The organism is Georgenia satyanarayanai (assembly GCF_009193135.1).
Classification (GTDB): Bacteria; Actinomycetota; Actinomycetes; order Actinomycetales; family Actinomycetaceae; genus Oceanitalea; species Oceanitalea satyanarayanai.
In genome coordinates this window covers 59,695-74,470 of record NZ_VUKC01000004.1, presented here as the reverse complement: position 1 = coordinate 74,470, position 14,776 = coordinate 59,695, and the positions used below count along the sequence as shown (strand labels likewise).

Genomic DNA, 14,776 nt, shown 5'->3' with positions numbered 1-14,776 from the left:
GAGGGGGCCTCCGGGTCGTGGCCGGTGTACCGGTCACGCCCGGGGGCTCCCCGCTGCCCGGCGCCGGCGACGCCTCAGTACACGATCCCGAACACCCACACGGCGAGGGTCATCGCGGTGAGCGTGATGAGGACGACGCCGATGAGGTTGAGCCAGATGCCACCCTTCATCATCTGCGGGATGGTGACGTAGCCCGAGCCGTAGGCGATCGCATTGGGCGGGGTGGCGACCGGCAGCATGAACGCGCAGGTCGCGGCGATGGCCACCGGGATCGTGGCGAGCAGGACCGGCATGTCGATGCCGATCGCCAGGCCACCCACGACGGGCAGGAAGGTCGCCGCCGTCGCCGTGTTCGAGGTGAGCTCGGTGAGGAAGATGACCAGCGCGACGAGCACGACCACCACGAGGACGACCGGCGCCCCACCCAGCGCCTCCGCCTGCTCACCGATCCAGGCCGTCAGCCCGCTCGAGCCGAACTGCGAGGACAGCGCGAGCCCGCCGCCGAAGAGGAGCAGCACGCCCCAGGGCAGCTTGACCGCACTCTCCCAGTCGAGCAGCCGCACGCCGCGGCCACTGCCGGAGGGGCACAGGAACAGGAGCAGCCCGATAGCCATCGCGATGCCGGCGTCGGAGATGAAGGGCTCGTCGAGGACGAGCGGGATCGCCACCCACGACGCTGCCGCCAGGACGAACAGCGCCAGGACCCGCTTCTCACCGCTGGACATCGGTCCGAGCTTGGCCAGCTCCTCGTTCATGAGGTCGCGGCCCCCGGGGATCTCCGTGATCTCCGGCTTGAAGAGCACCTTGGTGAGGACGAACCAGCAGATCGTGAGGAAGACGACCGCGAGCGGCAGACCGACCAGCATCCACTGCCCGAAGCCGATCTGGATGTCGTGGTTGTCCGCGAGGTAGCCGACCAGCAGCGTGTTGGGCGGCGTGCCGATGATGGTGGAGAGCGAGCCGATCGAGGCGGCGTAGGCGATGCCGAGCATGAGCGCGGTGCCGAACGTCGACTCGATGACGTGCTCCTTGACCTCCTCGGACTGCAGGTCCGTCTCACCGGCACCCGGCCCGCCGGCCGGGGCGCCCTTGAGGTTGGCGACGAGCAGGAGCACCGAGACGCCGATCGGCAGCATCATGACGGCGGTCGCGGTGTTGGACACCCACATGGACAGGAACGCGGTCGCGACCATGAAGCCGGCCACGACCATCGACGGGCTCGTCCCCATCGCCCGCACGGTGACCAGGGCGATGCGCCGGTGCAGGTTCCACCGCTGCATCGCGAGGGCGAGGAGGAAGCCGCCCATGAAGAGGAAGATGATGTTGTTGCCGTAGGAGGCGCCCACCTGGTCGACGGTGACCGGACTGGTGGTCCCGTCCTCGGCCGTCGTCTCGTTGAAGATGGGGAAGACGACGAGCGGGACGAGCGCCGTCGCCGGGATCGGGATCGCCTCGGTCATCCACCACAGGCCCATGAGGACGGCGGTGGCGGCGGTGACGCGGGCGGAGACGGCGAGGTCGTCGGGGAGCAGGAGGAACACGAGGAGGCCACCGCCGAGCCCGGCCGCCAGGCCGAGGAGACGGTTGCGCCAGGTGGTCCGCCTGAGCGGCTCGGCGCGCTCACCCGGGGAGCGGCCGCCCTCGTCGTCGCCGCTGCGTGGGCGCGGTGAGTAGTCGCGCAGGTGGTCGCCCGGCACGGGTCGCTGGGTCATGACTGGCCCCCTTGTCAGTGTGTGCTGTGCCAGACGCTAGTTCCTCCCACCGACACCGGCGCGGCGGCCGCGCTGGGCGTGTCAGCCGAGCTCGACGACGACGTCGGCACGCCGGCGCGTCGCGGCGATGACCTCGGCGTTGCGCTGGTCGGAGCCGAGCGAACGTTCGCGGGCCTCCTCCGGCGACCGGCCGTAGGCCTCGTGCCGGGCGATGAGCCTCGCGATGCGCACGTCCTCCGGTGGCTCGACGTACCAGCTCTCGTCGAGCAGCGGTCCCACCTCGGCCCAGTCGCCGTCCGCGACGAGGAGGTAGTTGCCCTCGGTGACGACGAGGGGCACCTCGCGCGGCACCGGGACCGCGCAGGCGATCGGTTCCTCGAGGGACCGGTCGAAGACCGGCGCGTAGACCGTCCGCTCGTCGGCCGCGCGCAGCCGGCGCAGCAGGGCGACATAGCCGAGCGCGTCGAAGGTGTCCGGTGCCCCCTTCCGCTCGCGGCGGTCCAGGCGTACGAGCTCGGCCTGGGCGAGGTGAAACCCGTCCATCCCCACGAGGCACGCCTCGTCACCGAGCGCGTCGACGACGGCGTGAGCCAGGGTCGACTTGCCGGCACCCGGCGCCCCCGTGATCCCGAGGATGCGCCGTCCGCCCCGGTCGATGACCGCCCGGACCCGCTCGAGCAGCTCGGCGGTGAGAACCTCCGGAGGAGGTACGGGGGCCCCGGTCACGCGGAGCCGCCCCTGCCCGCGGCCGCCTCGGTCGCGCCCGTCATGATCTCCACGACCTCCCTCATCGAGCTCTCCCCCGGCCGCACGACGGCGGCGCGACGACCGAGCCGGTGGATGTGGATCCGGTCGGCGATCTCGAACACCTGGGGCATGTTGTGGGAGATGAGGACGACGGGCAGCCCACGGTCGCGGATGCGCCGGATGAGGTCGAGGACCATCCCGGACTCGCGCACGCCGAGCGCGGCGGTCGGCTCGTCCATGATGACGAGCCGGGTGCCGAAGGCCGCGGCGCGCGCCACCGCCACGCTCTGGCGCTGACCGCCGGACAGCGTCTCCACGGGCTGCCGGACGTCCGGTATCCGCACCCCGAGCGCGTCGAGCTGCCGCTTCGCCTCGGTCCGCATCGCGCCTGCGTCGAGGACCCGGAAGAGCCGGCCGGCGATCCCCGGGCGGCGTAGCTCCCGCCCGAGGAACAGGTTGGTGGCGATGTCGAGCGCCGGCGCCACCGCGAGGTCCTGGTAGACCGTCTCGATCCCCCGATGCCGTGCCTCGAGCGGGGAACGGAACGTCACCGGTTCGCCGTTCATCCGGATCTCGCCCGCGTCCGGGACGAGCGCGCCGGAGAGCGCCTTGATGAGCGTCGACTTGCCTGCGCCGTTGTCCCCGACGACGGCGAGCACCTCCCCGGCGCGGAGCTCGAAGTCGGCCTCGGACATGGCCCGGACGTGCCCGTAGGACTTGCTCAGGGCGCGTCCCTCGAGGACGGGGACGCCGTCGTCGTTCATCGGGCGGCCCTCCGGCGGGAGATCTGGTCCAGGGAGACGGCGACGATGACGAGGACGCCGGTGGCGACGTCCTGGTAGAGGTTGTCGATCCCGGCCTGCGTGAGGCCGGAGCGCAGGACACCGACGACGAGGGTCCCGATGAGCGTGCCGATGACGCTGCCCCGGCCGCCGAACAGGCTCGTCCCCCCGATGACGACGGCGGTGATGCTGTCGAGGTTGCCGGTCTGGTAGGCGTTCGGGTCTGCGTTGGGGATGCGGCCGAGCGCCTGCCACGCCGCGATGCCGTAGAGCGCCCCGGCGGCGACGTAGACCGACAGCACGGTGCGCCGCGTGTTGATCCCGGTGAGCCGGGCCGCCTCGGGAGCGTTGCCGACCGCGTACACGTGCCGCCCCCACGCGGTGCGGCCGAGCATGAACCAGAAGAGCGCGAAGAGCGCGAGCAGGAGGAAGGAGCCCCAGGTGATGCGCACGCCCGCGACCGTCGTCCCCTCCCCCCAGATCCGCAGCAGCCGGTCCGCCACCGGGTAGCTGCGTGACTCGGCGTAGAGGCGAGCGAGGGCGTACGTCACGGTGAGGATCCCGAGGGTGACGATGAACGGCGGCAACCCGAGGCGGGTGACGAGCAGGCCGCTGACCGTGCCGAGGAGCATGGTGATCGCCAGGCCGAGCACGAGCGCGAGCAGCGGGTCCCCGCCGTTGACCACGTGCTTGGCCATGACGATCGTGCCGAGCACCGCGATCGCGCCGTTGGCGAGGTCGATGCCGGCGGTGAGGATGATGAGCGTCTGCCCCAGGGCCAGCGTCCCGATGACGATGGACTGCTGGAGGATGAGGGAGGCGTTGCCGACGGTGGCGAAGGTGTCGGTCGTCAGGGTGAAGACGACGATCGCGATGACGAGCGCCCCCAGCGGCCCGATGACCGGGTTGCGCAGCGCACGGCCCAGCCGCTCGCGCCGGACGACGGCCGCCGGTGCCGCCGCTGCGCCGGACTCACTCGTCGCTGACATGGTTCTCCGTCCCTGCGTCGACCGGTCGGCTCAGCCCCAGCAGTTCTCGAGTCCCCACTCGGTCGTCTCGGAGTCGATGCCGTCGACCGGGTTGTCGGTGATGACGACGCTGCCGGTGTCGACGAACCCGGACGGCGGCTCACCGCCGCCCGCCGCCTCGATGATCGCGTCCATTCCCTGCCGGACCATCTCGGCGGGGAACTGCATGACCGTCGCCGCGTACCGCCCGTCGGCGACGTCCTGCACGCCCTGGCAGCCCCCGTCGATGGACCCGATGACCACCTGGTCCGCGAGGCCCTGCGCCTCGAGGGCCGCGTAGGCGCCGCGGGCGGCGGGCTCGTTGATCGTGTACACGGCGTTGACGTCGGGGTTGCGCTGGAGGAGGTTCTCCATCGCGGTCTGGGCGTTGTTCTGGTCGCCCTGGGTGTTCTCCATGCCGAGGATCGCAGGGTCGCCCTCCTCGATGCCGAAGCCGGCGAGGAACCCGTCGTGCCGGAACGTGTCGACGGTGCCGCCGGCCGTGCCGTCGAGCATGATGAGCGCCGGCTCCTCGTCCCCGAGCGCCGCCCGGACGTAGGCACCCTGGAGACGGCCGGCCTCGAGGTTGTCGGTCGCGAAGGTCGCGTCGACGGCGTCCTCCGGGTCGGTCGCCGTGTCGAGCGCGATGACGACGATCCCCTGGGCGCGGGCCTGCTCGATCGCGCCGAGCACGCCGGTGGAGTTGTTCGGGGTGATCATGATGCCGTCGACGCCCCGGGCGATGAGGTCCTCCATCGCCTGGACCTGGCCTTCGTTGTCGCCGTCGAACGCGCCGGCCAGCGCGGTGAGCTCCACGCCCTGCTCGCCGGCGTACTCGGCGGCGACCTCGCGCATCGTGACGAAGAACGGGTTGGTCTCGGTCTTGGTGATGAGGCCGATGCTCACGCCCTCACCGCCACCTCCACCGCCGCCGGTGGTGGTCTCCCCACCGTCCGGCTCGGCGTCGGAGCCGCAGGCGGCGGCCGCGAGCAGCAGCGTGGTGGCGGTCAGCGCCAGCACGCGCCGCCCGCCCTGCCCGGATGTCATTCGGATGGTCTTCACGGCACGCCCCTTCGCGTCCAGTGTGGTGCACGTCACATCCACGTGTCGTGAGTGAACCAGCGCGGCGCGTGCGTGGCAAGCACCTGGGCGGTTCGTCACCGGTGTGAGACCTTCCGCTGCCGCGGCGCGTGTGCCACGGCCCTACAGTGGCCCGATGCCCGTCTCGCAGACCGCCGCGTGTCTGCGACCGCAGGACCCGCAGTACCGCCGGGCCCTGCTCGCGCTCGGCGCCACGGGTGTCGCAGCCTTCGCGATGGTCTACGTCGTCCAGCCGCTGCTCCCGCTCGTCTCCGCCGAGCTCACGGTGAACGCCGCCCGGGCGAGCCTCCTCGTCTCGGCGTCCACCCTGGGCATCGCCGTCGCCGTGCTCCCGCTCGCCCGCCTGTCGGAACGGGTCGGGAGGGGACGGACGATGGTGCTGGGGCTCGCGGGCGCCGTCGTCGCCGGGGTCGTTGCGGCACTCGCACCGACGTTCGCGCTCATGCTCGCCGCCCGCGCCGTCCAGGGCGCAGCGATGGCGGCGGTGCCGGCGGCGGCGCTGGCGTGGGTGACGGAGAACGTCGCGCCCGGCTGGGTGACGCGCGTGGCGGGGCTGTACGTCGCGGGCACGACGGTCGGCGGGATGGGCGGGCGCGTGGCCGGCGGTGTCGTCGCCGACGTGACGACGTGGCGCACCGCGATGCTCGTCGTGGCTCTCGCCGGCGCCGGCCTCACGGCGGCCGCTGCGCTGCTCCTTCCCCGCACCTCACCCGCTCCCGCCCGCGCGGACCGCAGCGCCCGCCCCGACGGCGCCCGGGCGGCCCGCATCCGCGTCTACCTGCTCGGCGGGCTCGGGATGGCGATGTTCGTCGGGATCTACAACGTCATCGCCTACCGCACCCACGCACCGCCCTTCCTCCTCGGGACGGGGCTGGGCTCGATGTTCTACCTCACCTACCTCGCGGGGACGGCGACGTCGTCGCTCGCCGGGCGTCTGGAGCGGCGCGTCGGCCTGCGGACAACGGCGCTGACCGGGCTGGCGGCGTGCGCCGCCGGCGTGGCGCTCACCGTGCCCGACTCGCTGGTGCTCGTGTGGGTGGGGCTCGCGGTGGTGGCGGCGGGCTTCTTCATGGTGCACGCGGTGGCCTCGGCCGCGTCGGCCCGCCTGAGCCCGCGGCCCTCCGACGGCTCGGGGACCTACACGCTGGCGTACTACGCCGGCTCCTCGGTGGGCGGGGTGCTGCTGGGGCAGGCGTGGGAGGTGGGCGCGTGGGGCGCGACGGCGGTCGCGGCCGTGGCGATCATCGCGCTGGCCGCCGTCGTCGGGGCGGGACTGCCCCGCGCCGTCCGGCGCTGATCAGCCCTTCGGCAGCTCCATCTTCTTGCGTCGGCGCAGGTGGCCGCCGCCGTAGAGCGCCCAGAGGATGAGCACCGGCTGGAAGAACAGCCGCCCGAGGCGCTTCTCGTCGGTGTCGAGCCCGAAGCCGTCCTTGCCCTCGAGGTACTGGGCGATGTTGCCGGGGAAGATCACGACGAAGAACAGCGCGAGGACCACCCCGATGACGCGCTTGTGCTTCGGCAGGGCGATGAACGCCGCCCCGAGCGCGATCTCGACGACGCCGGACGCGAGGACGGTGACGTCCTTGTCGATCGGGAACCAGCTCGGGACCTGCGCCTGGAACTCCTCGCGCTGGACCGTCAGGTGCCCGACGCCCGCGCCGACCATGGCGACGCCCAGGGCGAGCCGGGCGACGGTGCGCAGCGCGGACATCACTCCATCCGCTCGAGGACGAACACGGGGATCTCGCGGTCGGTCCGCTCCTGGTAGTCGGCGTAGGGCGGGTAGGCCTCGACGCAGCGGGCCCACCACTCCTCCTTCTCCGTCCCGGTCACCTCGCGCGCGTGCATGTCCCACTTCTCCGCGCCGTCCTGCAGCTCGACGTGCGGGTCGGCGACGACGTTGAAGTACCAGACGGGGTGCTTCGGCGCGCCGCCCAGGGAGGCGACGACGGCGTAGACGCCCTCGTGCTCCACGCGCATGAGCGGCGTCTTGCGCAGCTTGCCGGACTTGGCGCCGCGGCTGGTGAGGATGACGACGGGCCGCCCGCCGAGGGTGTTGCCCTCCTGGCCGTTGGTCCGCTCGAAGAGCTCGACCTGGTTGCGCGCACGGTCGCTGGGGCTGGGGGCGTACTCACCTTCAAGGGGCATGGGAACTGTCTACACGAGCGGGTGCCGCCTCGCAGCGCGCGGTCGAGTCCGTTCCGATTGTCAGAGCCTCCCGGCATAGTGGTGCTCGATGCGCCACATCGACGACACCGAGCGCCGCAGCCGGCTCGCGGTCCGCCACGGCCTGCACCCGGCACACCGCCTCGCCGACCCCGTCGCGGCGACGCGCGCGATGACGGTCCTCCACGCCACCGAGCCCCCGACCGTCCACCTCGCCGTCGCCGCCCGCACCGAGGGGGTCTCCCCCGAGGACGTCGACCGCGCCCTCTACGAGGACCGCAGCCTCGTCAAGCAGCTCTCGATGCGCCGCACGCTCTTCGTCTACCCCCGCGACCTCCTGCCCGCCGCACTCGGCAGCGCCTCCGCCCGCGTCGCCGCGGAGCAGCGCCGCATCATCGCGCGTGACGTGGAGCAGCACGGCGTGACCGACGACGGCGCCGCCTGGCTCGACGCGGCCGCGAGCGCCGTCCTGGCCCGTCTCGCCGCGTCCGGACCGCTGTCCGCCCGCGAGCTGCGCGAGGCGCTCCCGGAGCTGACCGGCCAGATCACCGCCAACCTCGACAAGAAGTACGGCGGCACCTTCCAGATCGCCCCGCGCGTCCTCACGATGCTCGGCGCCGAGGGCCGGATCGTGCGCGGACCCAACGCCGGCCCCTGGCGCCTCGGCCGCCCCACCTGGACGCTCATGGAGTCCTGGCTCGGCGAGCAGCCCACTCCGCTGACCGCCGACGAGGGCTACGCCGAGATCGTCCGCCGCTGGCTCGCCACCTTCGGCCCCGGCACCGTCGAGGACGTCCAGTGGTGGCTCGGCTCCACGAAGTCCGCGGCGCGCGCCGCCATCGCCGCCGTCGGCGCGGTCGAGGTGAGCCTTGACGGCGGCCAGAGCGGCTGGGTGCTGCCCGACGACGAGGACCCGGTCCCCACCCCCGAGCCGTGGGCGGCTCTCCTCCCCACGCTCGACCCCACGACCATGGGCTGGAAGGGCCGCGGCTTCTACCTGGACCCCGCCGACGTCCCCTACCTCTTCGACACGAACGGCAACGCCGGCAACACCGCGTGGTGGGACGGCCGCATCGTCGGGACCTGGGTCCAGGACGACGACGGCGCGGTCCGGGTGGTCCTGCGCCGCGACGCCGGCGCGGTCGCACGTACCGCCCTCGACGCCGAGGCCGCCCGCCTCACCGCCTGGCTCGACGGCGTCCGGATCAGCAACGTCTACTCGTCGCAGCTCATGAAGCAGGCGCGTCTGCCCTGAACCGGCCACGACCGAGTCGCTTCGAACGTCAGAACTCCGGCGGCGCCTCGAACAGCGCGGATACGCTCGGGACCAACCGACGAGAGGTTCAGCGATGAGCGACGGCGACAGGTTGGTCGAGCAGATCCGCAAGGAGCTCGGCAGCGATCAGGAGGTGTGGATCGCGCCCACGGGCTACGACAGTGTGGCGCTGGCGATCATCGACTCCGTCTTCTCCATCGGTACCCACTACTCAGGAGTCGTCAACGCCGTCAACCGCTACCGCGCGGCTCGTCGCGAAGAGGGAGCCGAGCCGGATGCCGACAGCGCCGCCGACCTCGTCGAAGCCGTCGGGCGGTGGGGTGTCGACGGACTCGTCGAGCGGACGAACAAGTGGCGCACCTCCACGCGGGCGGGCGCCCCGCTGAAGGCAGAGGTCGTGCACCAGGTCGCCCGGATCCTCGCGGGTCACGGCCTCGGCACCGTGGAGGCGGTCCGCGCCGGCCTCACGGACCCCCAGGCCCAGCAGGCTGCCGCCGCCAGGAAGGAGTGGCTGGCTCTGCCCGGCCAGGCGTCCGGGCTCGCGTGGGGCTACTTCCTCATGCTGTGCGGAGTACCCGGCGTGAAGGCCGACCGCATGGTCGTGCGTTACGTGACGCGGGCCGTGGGCGCCTCCGTCGAGGCGAAGGAGGCGAGCGCGCTGGTCGCGGCCGCGGCCGACGTCCTCGGGGTGAGCAGCACCCGGCTCGACCACGCCATCTGGCGCCTGGAGTCGGGCCGGCCCGTCGAGTACGCCGCGGCCCCGTAGCCGGTTACTCCTGGAACCGCTCGATCCGCCGCACCGCTTCCCGCACAGCGTCCGCGCCGGCCGCGAAGGACAGGCGCACGTACTCGTGCCCGCGAGCGCCGTCGAAGTCCACGCCGGGCACGACGGCGACCCCTTCCCGCTCCAGCAGCGCCTCGCACCACTCGACCGAGGACGCGTAGCGACCCAGGCGCTCCCCCAGGCCCGCGTAGAGGTAGAACGCCCCGTCCGCCGGCGCGACGGGCCCCCACCCGAGGCGCGGCACGTCGTCGAGGAGGACCGCGCGGGTGCGGGTGAGGTCGGCGACGCGCGCATCGGCCTCGGCGTAGGTCTCCGCGGAGAACGCGCCGAGCGCGGCGTACTGGGCGGGGGCGGGCGGGCACAGCGCGACGTTCCCGGCGAGCGCGTCGACCGCCCCGGCCAGGTCGCCGGGCAGCAGCGCCCACCCGAGCCGCCACCCCGTCATCCCCCAGTACTTGGAGAACGAGGAGACGACGACGGCGGACTCCGCACCCGGCACGTCCCACGCGCACACGCCGCGCGCGTCGGGGGCCGCAGGGTCGGCCGGGTAGGTGATGCCGTGGTAGATCTCGTCGCTCACGAGCCGCACGTCGTGCTCCGCGCACCAGGCGGCGAGCGCCGTCATCCGCTCCCGGTCGATCATCGTGCCGGTCGGGTTGGCGGGTGAGGCGATGACGAGCCCGGCGACGCGGCCGTGCTCGGCGAGGACGGCGTCGAGCAGCTCGGGTGTGGGCTGGAAGCCGACCTCCGCGCCGCAGTCCACCTCCACCACCCGGCACCCCAGCGTGTCGAGGATGTTGCGGTAGGCGGGATAGCCGGGACGCGCGAGGACGACGACGTCGCCCGGGTCGAACGCCGCGAGGAACGTGAGCATGAACGCCCCGGAGGACCCGGTGGTGACGGCGACCCGCTCGGCCGGCACGTCGTGCCCGTACCAGTGCCCGTAGTGACCGGCGATCGCCTCGCGCAGCTCCCGCAGGCCCAGCGCGCTCGTGTACCCGAGGGCCTGGTCGCCCGCGTGCGTGCTCGTCGCGAGCTCGCGCACCTGCCGCGGCGCGCCGCCGGACGGCTCCCCGGCGCACAGCGAGATGACGTCGCGTCCCTGGGCGCGCAGCTGGGCGACCCGGTCGAGGATCGACATCACCTGGAACGGCGCGACGGCGGAGCGGCGGGACGGGCGAGGCATGCTCCCTGTCTACACCGTTCGGCGCGGGAGGTCGCGCCCCGGGGCCGGCACGAAACGCGACCGAAACCGTGGCGCCCTACGGTGCTCCCGTGCGGATCGAACCCGGGGACCTGGACGCGGCGGACGTCGCCGAGCTGCTGCGCGAGCACCTGGACGACATGCACGCCACCTCGCCCCCGGAGAGCGTGCACGCCCTGACCGACGAGGGCCTCCGCGGCCCCGACGTCACCTTCTTCACCGCCCGCGACGACGACGGCGCCCTGCTCGGCTGTGGCGCGATCAAGCGGCTCGGGGGCGGGGCCGCCGAGCTCAAGACGATGCGCACCGTGACGACGGCTCGCGGACGCGGCGTGGGGTCGGCAGTGCTGGCGCACCTGCTCGGCGTCGCACGCACGCGCGGCTGCACCGTCGTCCACCTCGAGACCGGGTCCATGGACTACTTCGCCGCCGCGCGCCGGCTCTACGCCCGCCACGGCTTCGTCGAGACCGGGCCCTTCGGCGACTATGCGCCCGACCCGCTGAGCACCTTCATGACGTTGCAGCTGAGGCCCGGCCCCGACGTGACACGGAGTTAACAGGTCGCAACACCTCGGCAACGTCGCTCGGCTTCACTCCGTCGTGTTCACCCACGACGACGAAAGGACCTTGGGCATGCGCACAGGATCACGCCGAGCGACACGGGGGCTGGTGGCGACGTCGGTCGGAGCCGCTCTTGTGCTCGCCGGGGCGGGCTCCGCCTCGGCGGAGCCGTTGCAGACCTGGGACGGCCTCAAGAGCCGGCTGGACGCCGTCGTCGCCGACGCCGCCGAGTCCGGTGTCACGCTGAGCGTCGCCGTCACCGACCTCGCGGGCGGGTTCGGCGGGGCGACGGTGACAGCCGGTGAGGACGAGCAGGTCAAGGCGGCGAGCATCATCAAGCTGCCGCTGCTCGCCGCGCTCATGGCCGACGTGGACGCCGGCGAGCTCGACCTCGACCAGGCGGTGACGATCCCGGCCGGTGACCCCAACATCGTCGGCGGCTCAGGCACGCTCAAGGACGGGCAGTTCCCGCTCGACATCACCGTCGCCGAGCTCATGGAGCTCATGGTCCAGGTGAGCGACAACACCGCCACCAACGTCCTCATCGACCTGGCCGGCGGCTTCGGCGCGGTCAATGACTACGTCGCGGCGCTCGGGTTCGAGGACCTGTACCTCGGCCGCAAGATGATCCACCCGGCCTCCCCTCCCCTGCAGGAGAACTACATCTCCGCCGAGGAGGTCACCGAGCTCGTCACCATGCTGTGGGAGGGAGAGGTCCTCAGCGCGGAGTCGAGCGAGCACATCATCGACCTCATGCGGGGCCAGCTCGTCGACACGAAGTTCGGCGCCGTGATCCCACGCGTCCACCTCGCGAACAAGACCGGTGAGCTCGCTGACGTGTCCCACGACTCCGGCATCGTCCTGCTGCCCGGCCGGGAGCTCGCGATCACCACGACGACGTCGTTCACCGACCTGCCCCGCGAGGAGGCCGACGTCTTCGTCCAGGAGACCGCCAGGGTCGTCTACGACGTCGCGCGCCTCACCGGGGACGTCACGGCCGACGTCGCGGCGATCGTCCAGCCCCACATCGACAAGGCAGCGGCGCAGGACGTCCGCGTGTCCGTGGGCTTCAGCGACCTCACCGGGGACGGCGACCGGGTCCTGCTCGGGTCGCAGGAGCCGTACAACCCGGCGAGCGTCATCAAGCTCTCGCTGCTCGCCGCCGTCATGCGCCAGACCGAGCGGGACCTGCTCCACCTCGACGCACCGGTGACGATCTCCCCGTACATGGTGGTCGGCGGGTCGGGCAGCTTCCAGGACGAGGAGATGCCGTTCACGACGACGGTGCGCGAGCTCGTGCGGCGCATGGTCGTGGAGAGCGACAACACGGCGACGAACGTGCTGCTGTACCACATCGGCCTGCCGACCACGCAGGGGCTCATCGACGACCTGGGGCTGGACGTCATGCGCTTCAACCGGCAGATGTTCCCCGGGGAGCTCATCGACGAGCCGGCCAACGTGCTGGACGTCGGCGACACCCTCGCGCTGCTCGAGGCGATGTACGGGGACGAGCTGCTGGGTGAGGACTCCCGCGAGCAGATCCTCACGTGGATGGGTGACCAGGAGGTCGACACGAAGTTCGGCGCCGTGCTGAACGACGCGCCCGTCGCCCACAAGACCGGGGAGACCGGCAACGTCACCCACGACGTCGGCTACTTCCTCGTGCCCGGTCACGAGTCCGCCGTCGTCGTGCTCACCGAGGTGACGAGCTCCGCGGGCTTCGACGAGACCCAGGAGATCGGCAACCCCATCGTCCAGGAGATCGGGCTCGCGGTCTACAACTACCTCGACGCCCTCGCGGCCCTGGACGGGGAGGGGCCGACGGACGCCCCGACCGACTCGCCTCCCACGCAGCAGCCGACAACGGCACCCGACGACGGCGGGACCGAGGTGCCCGGCGGCACCGGTGGGGGCCCGACCGCCGGCGGCGGCACCCTCCCGACCACCGGTGTCTCGACGGCGGTTCTCGCCGGCGCACTGGCGACCCTCCTCGCCGGCATCGCGGTGACGGCCGTCGCTCGGCGGAGGGGCGCTGTCGCGGAGTAACCGGACCGGAACAGCACCGGGGCGGGGAGGCGTCGAGGGGGCCTGCCCGCTCCGGTGTGCCCGGACGTCGTCGGACACCTCGACACCCGGATAGTCCAGCCGGTGGTGTCACCCCTCCGCGGCTACCCGCCCGGCGGGGCCGTCAGCGTGAAGCTCACGCGGCCGTACCGGACGCCGTTGACCTGGAGCTCGAGTGCGTGCTCGCCCGCGTGGTAGCGCCGGGTGGTGAGGACACGGAACGAGTGCTGCTTGCCAAGGTCGACGGCCTCGCCCGGTGCGAGTCGGCACGTGGTGAGCTTGAACGTCTTGGCGGTCTGTGACGCGTTCGCCTTGCGATGGTGGATGACGTAGTCGACGGCCAGCTGGGCCGCCTCCGTCCCCGTGTTGCGGATGGAGGCGGTGAAGGTCAGCACCTCCCCCACCGCGACGACGTCGGTTGCCAGCACCGGTCCCGTCACCTCCACCGCCGCCGGTGTGAAACCGAGCAGGCCGAGAGCTCCGGGGTGCCCCTGCTTCACAAGGGTGCGTAGGCCGTGGCGCACCAGCCTCCGGGTGTTCTCCCTGGTCACCTCGGCGTCGCCCGGAGCGCCGAGCCAGGCCGCCGCGGTCTCGACCACGAGGTCGGGCTCACGGCGGCTCAGGTCGTTGAGGTGGTTGGCGACCGAGCGGCGCACGTACTCGGAGTCGTCCCGGTAGAGAGCGTGCAGGATCGGGAGCGTGGATCGGGGTTCGACCAGGATGCCCGGTACCCGCACGGACCAGGGCAGGAACGGACGAGTGCCCTCCGTGGCCAGCCGGCGGACGTGCTCGTCCTCGGAGGCGACCCAGCCCCGGATGGTCGACAGCGCCCGGTCGAGGTCGTGGTTCAGGAGCCCGCGTATGGCGAACTCCGCGGTCAGCCGCGGGGTGAGCTCCGCCATCAGGGCCAGGGCATCGTCGAACGCGCCCGCCGAGCCGTCCTCGATCGCCTTGGCGACGACGGCGCTCGTGACCGGCCAGATGAGCCAGCCGGTGAACGACTCGGCGCGGTCGCATGCTTCGCGGACCGTCGCGGCCAGCGTGGGATAGTCGCCCCCCAGGTCTGCGAGCAGCGCGTCACGCAGCAGGTCGCTGCGCTCACGCAGGGACAGCCGCGCCAGGGCGCCCTCCGTCGCGCGCACCGCCGTCAGCCCGAGGTCGGGCCGCACCGTCTCGAGCGACGCGGTCAGGGCGCGGACGGTCTGCGTCCCGATCAACTCGTCGGCGAACGGCATCAGGGCCTCCGATTCCTTGTGCTGGGCAGGGCGTCGCGGAAGGCCCGGCGAGGTCCCCATGCCGGTCCGGGTGCGTCCCGTCGTCAGGATCCCACCGCGCGGGGGGTGGGTGTGCAGGTTGCCGCGGACGGCGCGCC

General features: G+C 72.4%; 14 protein-coding genes. 5 read left to right on the top strand and 9 right to left on the bottom strand.

Going from position 1 to position 14,776, the window contains the following annotated elements; genetic code table 11:
- Nucleotides 1-74: 74 nt before the first annotated feature.
- The 5 genes from GD632_RS06995 to GD632_RS06975 form a co-directional block, all read right to left on the bottom strand.
- Nucleotides 75-1,712 (bottom strand): SLC13 family permease, encoded by a 1,638-nt coding sequence (locus GD632_RS06995; protein ID WP_152190287.1) that lies wholly within the window; start codon nucleotides 1,710-1,712, stop codon nucleotides 75-77.
- Nucleotides 1,713-1,793: 81 nt separating this feature from the next.
- Entirely contained in the window at nucleotides 1,794-2,438 is a 645-nt protein-coding gene (locus tag GD632_RS06990; RefSeq protein ID WP_152190284.1) for a nucleoside/nucleotide kinase family protein, read from the bottom strand.
- On the bottom strand, nucleotides 2,435-3,223 hold the full coding sequence (locus tag GD632_RS06985; RefSeq protein ID WP_152190282.1) for an ATP-binding cassette domain-containing protein: 789 nt from the start codon (nucleotides 3,221-3,223) through the stop codon (nucleotides 2,435-2,437). Before GD632_RS06985 ends, GD632_RS06990 begins: the two co-directional genes overlap by 4 nt.
- On the bottom strand, nucleotides 3,220-4,230 hold the full coding sequence (locus GD632_RS06980) for an ABC transporter permease (RefSeq protein WP_152190280.1): 1,011 nt from the start codon (nucleotides 4,228-4,230) through the stop codon (nucleotides 3,220-3,222). The genes GD632_RS06985 and GD632_RS06980 overlap by 4 nt, the downstream gene beginning before the upstream one ends.
- A gap of 30 nt (nucleotides 4,231-4,260) precedes the next feature.
- Nucleotides 4,261-5,295, bottom strand: coding sequence for a substrate-binding domain-containing protein (locus GD632_RS06975; protein WP_152190574.1), 1,035 nt, complete (start codon nucleotides 5,293-5,295; stop codon nucleotides 4,261-4,263).
- A gap of 169 nt (nucleotides 5,296-5,464) precedes the next feature.
- Here GD632_RS06975 and GD632_RS06970 point away from each other — a divergent pair, with 169 nt between their 5' ends.
- Complete coding sequence (locus GD632_RS06970; RefSeq protein ID WP_152190278.1) at nucleotides 5,465-6,646, top strand: MFS transporter; 1,182 nt, start codon at nucleotides 5,465-5,467, stop codon at nucleotides 6,644-6,646.
- Here the strand turns inward: GD632_RS06970 and GD632_RS06965 are convergent, their stop codons facing one another.
- Nucleotides 6,647-7,060 (bottom strand): DoxX family protein, encoded by a 414-nt coding sequence (locus GD632_RS06965; RefSeq protein WP_152190275.1) that lies wholly within the window; start codon nucleotides 7,058-7,060, stop codon nucleotides 6,647-6,649.
- A complete protein-coding gene (locus GD632_RS06960; protein ID WP_152190273.1) occupies nucleotides 7,060-7,497 on the bottom strand; it encodes a nitroreductase family deazaflavin-dependent oxidoreductase in 438 nt (145 codons plus the stop codon). The genes GD632_RS06965 and GD632_RS06960 overlap by 1 nt, the downstream gene beginning before the upstream one ends.
- An 88-nt stretch (nucleotides 7,498-7,585) precedes the next feature.
- Here GD632_RS06960 and GD632_RS06955 point away from each other — a divergent pair, with 88 nt between their 5' ends.
- Together GD632_RS06955 and GD632_RS15955 are read left to right on the top strand one after the other, a co-directional pair.
- Nucleotides 7,586-8,770, top strand: a complete 1,185-nt coding sequence (locus GD632_RS06955; protein ID WP_152190271.1) for a winged helix DNA-binding domain-containing protein — start codon at nucleotides 7,586-7,588, stop codon at nucleotides 8,768-8,770.
- 94 nt (nucleotides 8,771-8,864) lie between these two features.
- On the top strand, nucleotides 8,865-9,557 hold the full coding sequence (locus tag GD632_RS15955) for a heme peroxidase (RefSeq protein ID WP_193311385.1): 693 nt from the start codon (nucleotides 8,865-8,867) through the stop codon (nucleotides 9,555-9,557).
- 4 nt (nucleotides 9,558-9,561) lie between these two features.
- On the opposite strand, the gene GD632_RS06945 is transcribed toward GD632_RS15955, so the two are convergent.
- Nucleotides 9,562-10,761, bottom strand: a complete 1,200-nt coding sequence (locus GD632_RS06945; protein WP_152190269.1) for a pyridoxal phosphate-dependent aminotransferase — start codon at nucleotides 10,759-10,761, stop codon at nucleotides 9,562-9,564.
- Nucleotides 10,762-10,850: 89 nt separating this feature from the next.
- Between GD632_RS06945 and GD632_RS06940 the strand changes: the two genes are divergently transcribed.
- Nucleotides 10,851-11,336, top strand: coding sequence for a GNAT family N-acetyltransferase (locus GD632_RS06940; protein ID WP_226924705.1), 486 nt, complete (start codon nucleotides 10,851-10,853; stop codon nucleotides 11,334-11,336).
- A 76-nt stretch (nucleotides 11,337-11,412) separates the two neighbouring features.
- Nucleotides 11,413-13,386, top strand: a complete 1,974-nt coding sequence (locus tag GD632_RS06935; RefSeq protein ID WP_152190266.1) for a serine hydrolase — start codon at nucleotides 11,413-11,415, stop codon at nucleotides 13,384-13,386.
- Nucleotides 13,387-13,508: 122 nt separating this feature from the next.
- On the opposite strand, the gene GD632_RS06930 is transcribed toward GD632_RS06935, so the two are convergent.
- Nucleotides 13,509-14,639: a DNA alkylation repair protein gene (locus GD632_RS06930; protein WP_152190264.1), complete on the bottom strand. Its 1,131-nt coding sequence runs from the start codon at nucleotides 14,637-14,639 to the stop codon at nucleotides 13,509-13,511.
- Nucleotides 14,640-14,776 lie beyond the last annotated feature (137 nt).

Excerpts from the sequence above, each read along its gene's own strand:
- GD632_RS06995 (WP_152190287.1), bottom strand. The coding sequence starts at position 1,712 with ATGACCCAGCGACCCGTGCCGGGCGACCACCTGCGCGACTACTCACCG.
- GD632_RS06985 (WP_152190282.1), bottom strand. The coding sequence starts at position 3,223 with ATGAACGACGACGGCGTCCCCGTCCTCGAGGGACGCGCCCTGAGCAAG.
- GD632_RS06980 (WP_152190280.1), bottom strand. The coding sequence starts at position 4,230 with ATGTCAGCGACGAGTGAGTCCGGCGCAGCGGCGGCACCGGCGGCCGTC.
- GD632_RS06975 (WP_152190574.1), bottom strand. The coding sequence starts at position 5,295 with ATGACATCCGGGCAGGGCGGGCGGCGCGTGCTGGCGCTGACCGCCACC.
- GD632_RS06970 (WP_152190278.1), top strand. The coding sequence starts at position 5,465 with ATGCCCGTCTCGCAGACCGCCGCGTGTCTGCGACCGCAGGACCCGCAG.
- GD632_RS06965 (WP_152190275.1), bottom strand. The coding sequence starts at position 7,060 with ATGTCCGCGCTGCGCACCGTCGCCCGGCTCGCCCTGGGCGTCGCCATG.
- GD632_RS06960 (WP_152190273.1), bottom strand. The coding sequence starts at position 7,497 with ATGCCCCTTGAAGGTGAGTACGCCCCCAGCCCCAGCGACCGTGCGCGC.
- GD632_RS06955 (WP_152190271.1), top strand. The coding sequence starts at position 7,586 with ATGCGCCACATCGACGACACCGAGCGCCGCAGCCGGCTCGCGGTCCGC.
- GD632_RS15955 (WP_193311385.1), top strand. The coding sequence starts at position 8,865 with ATGAGCGACGGCGACAGGTTGGTCGAGCAGATCCGCAAGGAGCTCGGC.
- GD632_RS06945 (WP_152190269.1), bottom strand. The coding sequence starts at position 10,761 with ATGCCTCGCCCGTCCCGCCGCTCCGCCGTCGCGCCGTTCCAGGTGATG.
- GD632_RS06935 (WP_152190266.1), top strand. The coding sequence starts at position 11,413 with ATGCGCACAGGATCACGCCGAGCGACACGGGGGCTGGTGGCGACGTCG.
- GD632_RS06930 (WP_152190264.1), bottom strand. The coding sequence starts at position 14,639 with ATGCCGTTCGCCGACGAGTTGATCGGGACGCAGACCGTCCGCGCCCTG.